Source organism: Streptomyces sp. B93, from assembly GCF_018070565.1.
GTDB lineage: Bacteria > Actinomycetota > Actinomycetes > Streptomycetales > Streptomycetaceae > Streptomyces.
Genome location: NZ_JAGPXL010000098.1, coordinates 1 through 6,716 on the forward strand (window position 1 = coordinate 1; position 6,716 = coordinate 6,716).

Below are 6,716 nucleotides of genomic sequence, written 5' to 3' on the forward strand. Positions count from 1 at the left end.
GGGGGGGGGGGGGGGCGGGGGGGGGGGGGGGGGCGGGGGCGGGGGGGGTGGCGGGGGGGGGGCGGGGGGGGGGGCCTGCGGTGGGATGCCGGTGCCGACCGGGGCCGGGGCGCCGGGCCACTCCGGGGTGGACTCGGGGGCGTTCGGGGCCGAGCCGTTGTGCATGGTCAGCGTCGGGTTGTCGTCCGGCAGCGGCGGTACGGCGGACAGGTCGTACCCGCACGCTCCGCAGAAACGGTCACCCGACTCGAGCGGCTCCGCGCAGCTCGGGCACCTCGACAGGGCGCCCTGCTGGGGCATCTGCGACATCAACTACACCCATGTCCGGGGGCGGTAACGATTGGCACGTTCCACCAGGTCGATCCTCTCCTCGCCGCCCCGGGCCAGCCGGGCCAGCGTGCGGTACGAACGCTCCAGGCCGAACCTGAGGCCCCGTTCGTCCAGGCCGCTGCCGAGCAGCGTCCGTCCCCCGGCGGCCTGGGGCGGGACGGAACCCTGGCTACCGGAGAGTATCCAGTCCAGCGCGCAGCCGAGCACCTCTGTGGCCAACTGCTCGCGCCGCGTCGGGTCAAGACCGTACGCCTCCAGCGCCTCGACCTGCTCGGCGGCCGCGGTCAGATCGTCCATGAAGGGTACGGCGCCGGTGACCTCCGTGCGCTGCCGCAGCCGCGCCCGCACCGCCGCCACCCGGGCGGCGACGTAGTGGATGGAGCTTTCCGGAACCGACTCCAGGGTGTGTACGGCGCCGCGCCGGTCGCCCGTCGCCAACCGCACGCGCGCCAGGCCGAACGCGGCGCTCACCTGGCTCGGGTCGGTCGTCCACACCAGGCGGTAGTACTCGGCGGCGTTGTCCAGCTGGCCCAGCACCTCCGCGCACAGGCCGAGCGCGAGCTTGGGCGCGATCTCGCCGGGGAAGGCGTCGTAGATCGCGTCGAAGGCCAGCGCGGCGCCCTCCTCGTCGCCGGTCACCAGCGCGGCCACGCCGCGGTACCAGACGACCCGCCAGTCGTCCGGATGCTCGTCCTCCAGCCGGTCGAGGGCGGTCAGCGCGGGCGCCGAGTCGCCGTTCTCCAGCCAGGCCCGGAGCTGCCGCAGCCGGGTCTCGACCGACGGGGCCGGAGCCGCGGCGAGGGCGCCGAGCAGTTCGGTGGGGGCGGTGGCCATCAGGCCCGCCAGGAAGCCAGCGTTGGGGTCGGCGGGGTCCACGCGGGGGACGGGGAGGGCCAGGGCGGCGGTGCGGGTGCCGACCGGCTTGACCAGGGTGCTGGGGGCAGTGGGCGTGGCGCTGGGAGGGGTGGGCGTGGTGCCGCCTGCCGGGAGTGCCGGGGTGGTGTCGCGGCGGGGGCGGCGGGCGCCCAGGCGGGAGACCTCGCCCTCCAGGCGGGGGAACAACTCCGTGTCCGGCACCCGCAGTTCGGGGCCGAACAGCGTCGACAGCGCCGGGCGGGCCCGGCCCGTCTGGAGTGACACCACCTCGCGCAGGACGCCCGTCAGCTGCTCGGCCATCTCCTGTGCCGAGGCGAACCTGCGGGCCGGGTCCGGGTCGGTGGCGCGGACCAGGAGACGGTAGAAGGATTCGTACTGGCGGAAGACCTCGATGCTGTCCGGGTCGGGAAGGGAATCCACGAAGACCGTGGTGTAGCCCTGGAAGTCGAAGGTGAGCACGGCCAGGGTGCGGGCCACCGTGTACAGGTCCGACGCCACCGACGGGCCCACCTCGGCGACCTCCGGGGCCTGGTAGCCGACCGTGCCGTAGATCGCCGACTCGTCGTCGTCCATCCGGCGCACCGCGCCCATGTCGATCAGCTTGAGCTGGTCCTCGGTCTGGATGGCGTTGTCGACCTTGAAGTCGCAGTAGAGCAGGTTACGGCTGTGCAGGTGGTCCAGCGCCTCCAGCGCCTCGATGCCGTACGCGCAGGCCTGCTCCACCGCAAGCGGGTCGCGTCGGCCCCCCGCGGTGCGGCGGGCGTTGGCGATCTCCTTGAGCGACTTGCCGCCGACGTACTCCATGACGATGTAGCCGTCCAGGGAGCCGGTGCGCTGGTCCAGGTGCTCCACGAAGTTGTAGATCCGCACGATGTTCGCGTGCTCGATCTCCGCGAGGAAACGCCGCTCGGAGATCGCCGCGGCCATCGCGTCCTGGTCGCCGGTGTCCAGCAGGCCCTTGAGGACCACCCACCGGTCGGAGACCGCGCGGTCCACGGCCAGGTAGATCCAGCCCAGCCCGCCGTGCGCCAGACAGCCCGCGACCTCGTACTGGCCGTGGACGACATCGCCCGCCTTCAGCTTCGGGACGAAGGAGTACGGGTGGCCGCACTTCGTGCAGAAGCCCTCCGTACGGCCCGGGCGGTCACCTCTCGCGCGGCCCACCGGCGCCCCGCAGTCCGAGCGCGAGCAGAACCGCTTGCGCTCCGGCACCATCGGGTTCTCCAGCACCATCTCCCGCGGGTCCGGCCTCGGCACCTGCGGGACCTGCACCAGACCGGCCCCCAGCCGGCCCCTCGACGAGGAGGCCGCCGTGGAGCCCGAGCTGCGCACCGACACCGAACGGCCGGTCGGCCCGCCCGACAGCGAGCGCGACAGCCTGCCCGAGACCGAGCGGCGTGACTTCGACGACTGGGAGGACGTACGGGAGGACGTACGGGAACTCGTGCGGGAGCTGCTGCGGGAGCCGTTGCCGGAGCTGTTGCGGGAGCCGGCCGAGGCCCGGCCGCCGCCCGTGATGCCCGTCGGGGGTGAGCCGACCTCGCCCATCGGGGACACGACCGGGGCGAGGCCGCAGGTGTCGCAGTACAGCTCGCCGCCGCCGACGTCCTCGTACGAACCCTCGCAGCCCGGCCGCTGGCAGGTCTGTTGTGCCTGGCTCTGGCTCTGGCCCTGATCCTGACCCATGGGTGCCTGACTCATGACGCCGCGTCCCCCTTCTCGCTCGTGCGCCCCGTCCTGTCGCTCATGCCACGGTCCTGTAGCTCATGTCCCGGTCACCTTCGGTCCCGTGGGCCGCTGAGGAGTTCCGCCGCCGCGTGCTGGTAGCGCAGCACCGCCTCCTCGGCCACCCGCAGGTCGCAGGGCGCGCTCCACAGCATGCGGCGCGCCTTCTCGTACCGTTCCACCAGCATCGGGTCCTCCGCCAGGCCGTGCCGGGCGACCTTCGCCTTGTACGCGTCCAGCCGTCCGCGCAGCTCGGCGCGGACCGCCAGGGGCGCGGTCACCGCGGTCAACGACTCGCGGGCGCGCAGCAGTTCGTCCTCCGCCTTGCGCTCCAGGGACTCCAGGAGCGGGGACAGGCGGTGCCACTGGCCCTGGCGCCGGTACTCCGCCGCCGTCGCCAGCTGTTCCTGGAGGGCCGTGGGCGGGCCGCTGACCACCGGGACCTCCGTCGCCGCGATCTTCGCCAGGACCTCGCCGCGGGCGGTACGGGCCTCGGCGAGCGTGCGGTCCGCCCGTGAGAGCACGTCCCGCAGTTTGATCAGCCGCTGCTCCGCGTCCTTACGGACCTCCAGTACGGCGTCGATCTCCCGGCGGACCTCCTCCAGCGCCCGCGCCTCCCTGTCGTACACCGTGGTGTCCGGCCGACCGCCGCCCGGCGCCGAACTGCCCTGTGCGGGACGCCAGAACGCCAGCGGGTCCGAGACGACCTGCTCGCGCAGCGAGGTGAGCGTGCGCGTGATGCGCTCCAGGTCGTCGCCCGCCGGGTGCTCGCCCGGGCGTACGCCCACGGAGTGCGCGAGCTGGCGGGTGCGCTGGAGTTCCGCGGCGAGTAAATCGATCCGCGCGGGCAGCGCCGACCAGACCGCGTCGGCCGCGACGACCATGTCCAGCGAGGTCGCGTACAGCTCGTTCATATGGTCGACGAGTGTGGTGAGGGAGTAGCTGTGACTCAGCTTGCCCGTGCCGTGCAGCGTGGGGGCGCCGGCCGTCGCCGTGGCGCTGCCCGCCACCGTGACGGACTCGCCGCGCAGCAGCTCGGTCAGCTCCGCCAGGTCCTCGCGGCTCGACCAGCGGCGGCGGGCCCGGATGTCGCGGGCCGAGCGCAGCGCGTCCGTGTAGGCGTCGAAGTACGTCCACAGCAGCGTGATCGCCGCCTCCGTGGACGCCCAGCGCTCCTTGGTGACGCCCGTCAGGTCGGCGCCCTCCAGGAGTCTGCGGCCCGCGTGGTCCTGGAGGGCGAGGAGCGAGGTCTCGATGGCCTCGTGCTCCGCGCCGAGCCGCGCCAGCGCACGGTCCACCTCGTCCCGGTCCAGTACCGGCCCGGTGGGTCCCGCGCCCATCGATCACCTCTCGTCGCTGTTGTGTCCCGTGGTTGTGGTGGGGGTTTGGGGGTGGGTTGTGGGTGGTGGGGCTCTACCTGTAGCGCGGTACCGGTGGCGTTGCCGAGTCCGACCTCGAACCCAGCGTCGCCGAGAGCCAGTTGTCGTACGACCTCTTCCAGCCGCCGTCCTCGCGGTAGTCCTCCAGTATTCGGTTGACCCGGCGCACCAGATCGTCCGCGCCCTTCTTCATCGCCACGCCGTAGAACTCCGTGGTGAAGGTGTCGCCCTTCAACATCACCGTCGGGTCCTGCGCCGCCTGGCTCGCCGCGAGCGCGCCGTCCGTCACCACCGCGTCCACCTCGCCCAGTTGGAGACGGACCAGGCAGTCGAGCTGGTTGGGGACGGTGAGGGAGATGTCCGCGGAGGCGGGCAGCTCACCGGACTTCTTGTCCGCGTCCAGCTTCTCGTACGCCGTCGAACCGTCCGCCGAGCAGATCCGCTGGTCGGCGAGCGAGTCGTCGTAGCCCTTGATCGGGGAGGACTTGGGAGCGAGCACCTGCTGGCCGGTGACGAAGTACGGGGCCGAGAAGTCGACCTGCTCCAGGCGGGAGCAGGTGATCGTCATCGTGCGGACCACCATGTCGACCTGGCCGCTCTGGATCGCGGGGACGCGCTGGTTGGTCGGGATCGCCTTGAACCTGATCTTGTCCGGGTCGCCCAGCAGTTCCTGGGCGATACGGCGGGCCAGGTCGATGTCGAAGCCCTCCAACTGGACGTCCGCGTCGGTGTTGTTCGGGTCGCGGTAGCCCCAGCGGTAGCTGTTCTGGTCCACGCCGACCGAGAGGTGCCCGCGCTCCTTGATGGCCTCGATCGCCGGGCCCTCGGCCGTGGAGGGGGAGAGGCTGAGATCCTGGGGGTTGTCCTCGCACGCCGGGGCCTTCGCCTGGGTGCCCTCGGCCACTCCCTGGCCGCCGGTGCCCGTGCTGCCGTCGACGGGTGGCTGGGTCAGCGGCAGCAGCAGGACGATCAGCGTCGCCAGGGCGCAGAGGACCGCCATCGCGCCCACTCCGCCCCAGCCCCGCAGGCCGGTCCGCAAGCGTTTCGCGTGCATTTTCACGCCCCCTCTCACCGGTACTCCGAAAGCCTGCGGCCGATGCCGAGCACCGCGCCGGCCGCGCCCAGGACCGCGAGGACGGCCGCGCCGACGGTCAGACCCGTCATCGCGTCCAGGCCGTCGGACGCGGACTGCTTGAACTCGTTCTCCTCGTGCGCCAGTGCCGTGCGCAGGTTGGCGTCGACGTTGTCGAAGCACTCACGCGTCGGCTTGTCGGCGTTCGAGCCGATGATCTTGTTCAGTGCGGCCTGGTAGTCGCCCGCGTCGTCCGCGCCGCGGGCGGCCTCGTGGCGGGACTGCCACTCCTCCATGTTGCCCGTGGCCGACCGTACGGGGGCCTCGCCGGAAGCGTCGTCGGCGAGGTAGTCGGCGGCGGTGAGGTGGGTGGCCAGGTCCTTCATCGACGCCTTGAACGCGACGTCGAACTTGTCCTCGAACTCGCCCGGTTCGACCTCGACGGTCTCCGCGCCGCGGCTCACCAGGGTGAGATTCTCGTTGGCGCGGGCCTTGAGGGAGGCGATGCGGGCGTCGTGCAGGACGTTGAGGGAGCGGACGCCGTGGTCGTAGGAGTCGTTGAGGTTCTGGCGGGCCACCGTGTGGGCGATCACCAGCCAGAGCAGGACGACCGTGGTGGCGGCGGTCGCGGCGACGAGGCCGTGGTTCAGGACGCGGTTCGTACGCTGGTAGTTGCGGTGCTGGGTCCAGGCGAGGGCGGCCAGGGCGAGGACGCCCAGGGCGATCGCGGCCCAGGGGTAGGGGGTGGCGCTGTCGTAGTCGCCGCGCAGGCGTTCGTTCTCGGAGGTGTAGAGGTCCTCCGCGGCCGGGAGCATGTCCGTCTGCATCTTGTCGTTCGCGTAGCGCAGGTAGGCGCCGCCGAGGGGGTAGCCCTGGCGGTTGTTGGCGCGGGCGCGTTCGATGAGCCCCTTGTACTCCGGGAGGAGGCGGTTGAGCTTGGCGATGGTGGCCGCGGCGGGGGAGTCGGGGTCGCTGTTGTTGGCGGCCGTGACGAGTTTGGCGGCGGCCGTGCGGATGTCTTCCTCGTAGCGGTCCCTGGAGGCCTTGGTCTCCTGGCCGCCGGCCAGGAAGCCGCTGGAGGCGGCGGTGTTGGCGTCGGCGAGGGAGCGGTAGATGTCGGCGGCGGCGGAGCTGAGGGGCTGGCTCTTGTTGAGGACGTCGTCGGCGGCGGTGGCCCGGGTTGCGGTCTGCCAGGCGGTGACGGTGCCGAAGGCCATGACGAGGAGGGCGAGGACGGCGCCGATGATGCGGAGGCGGCCGGGTTCGGTGGTGGCGGCTGCGCGGAGGCGGTCTGCGCCCTCGGCGAAGGCGGTGCGGCGGGGTGGGGTGGGGGG

5 protein-coding genes are annotated in these 6,716 nt (G+C 72.4%); all 5 read right to left on the reverse strand.

From position 1 onward, the window contains the following. On the reverse strand, positions 1-309 hold a 309-nt coding region (locus KBY47_RS35925), incomplete at its 3' end, for a zinc ribbon domain-containing protein (protein ID WP_210928817.1). 3 nt (positions 310-312) lie between these two features. Next, positions 313-2,892: a serine/threonine-protein kinase gene (locus tag KBY47_RS35930; protein ID WP_210928823.1), complete on the reverse strand. Its 2,580-nt coding sequence runs from the start codon at positions 2,890-2,892 to the stop codon at positions 313-315. A gap of 89 nt (positions 2,893-2,981) precedes the next feature. Beyond that, positions 2,982-4,271 (reverse strand): hypothetical protein, encoded by a 1,290-nt coding sequence (locus KBY47_RS35935; RefSeq protein ID WP_210928819.1) that lies wholly within the window; start codon positions 4,269-4,271, stop codon positions 2,982-2,984. Between the two features lie 73 nt (positions 4,272-4,344). Then, positions 4,345-5,364: a glutamate ABC transporter substrate-binding protein gene (locus KBY47_RS35940; protein WP_210928821.1), complete on the reverse strand. Its 1,020-nt coding sequence runs from the start codon at positions 5,362-5,364 to the stop codon at positions 4,345-4,347. A 14-nt stretch (positions 5,365-5,378) separates the two neighbouring features. After that, positions 5,379-6,716 (reverse strand): hypothetical protein (locus tag KBY47_RS35945; RefSeq protein ID WP_210928822.1); only part of this gene is annotated, 1,338 nt, incomplete at its 5' end.

Coding starts and splice junctions, on each gene's coding strand:
- KBY47_RS35930 (WP_210928823.1), bottom strand. CDS start 2,892: ATGGGTCAGGATCAGGGCCAGAGCCAGAGCCAGGCACAACAGACCTGC.
- KBY47_RS35935 (WP_210928819.1), bottom strand. CDS start 4,271: ATGGGCGCGGGACCCACCGGGCCGGTACTGGACCGGGACGAGGTGGAC.
- KBY47_RS35940 (WP_210928821.1), bottom strand. CDS start 5,364: ATGCACGCGAAACGCTTGCGGACCGGCCTGCGGGGCTGGGGCGGAGTG.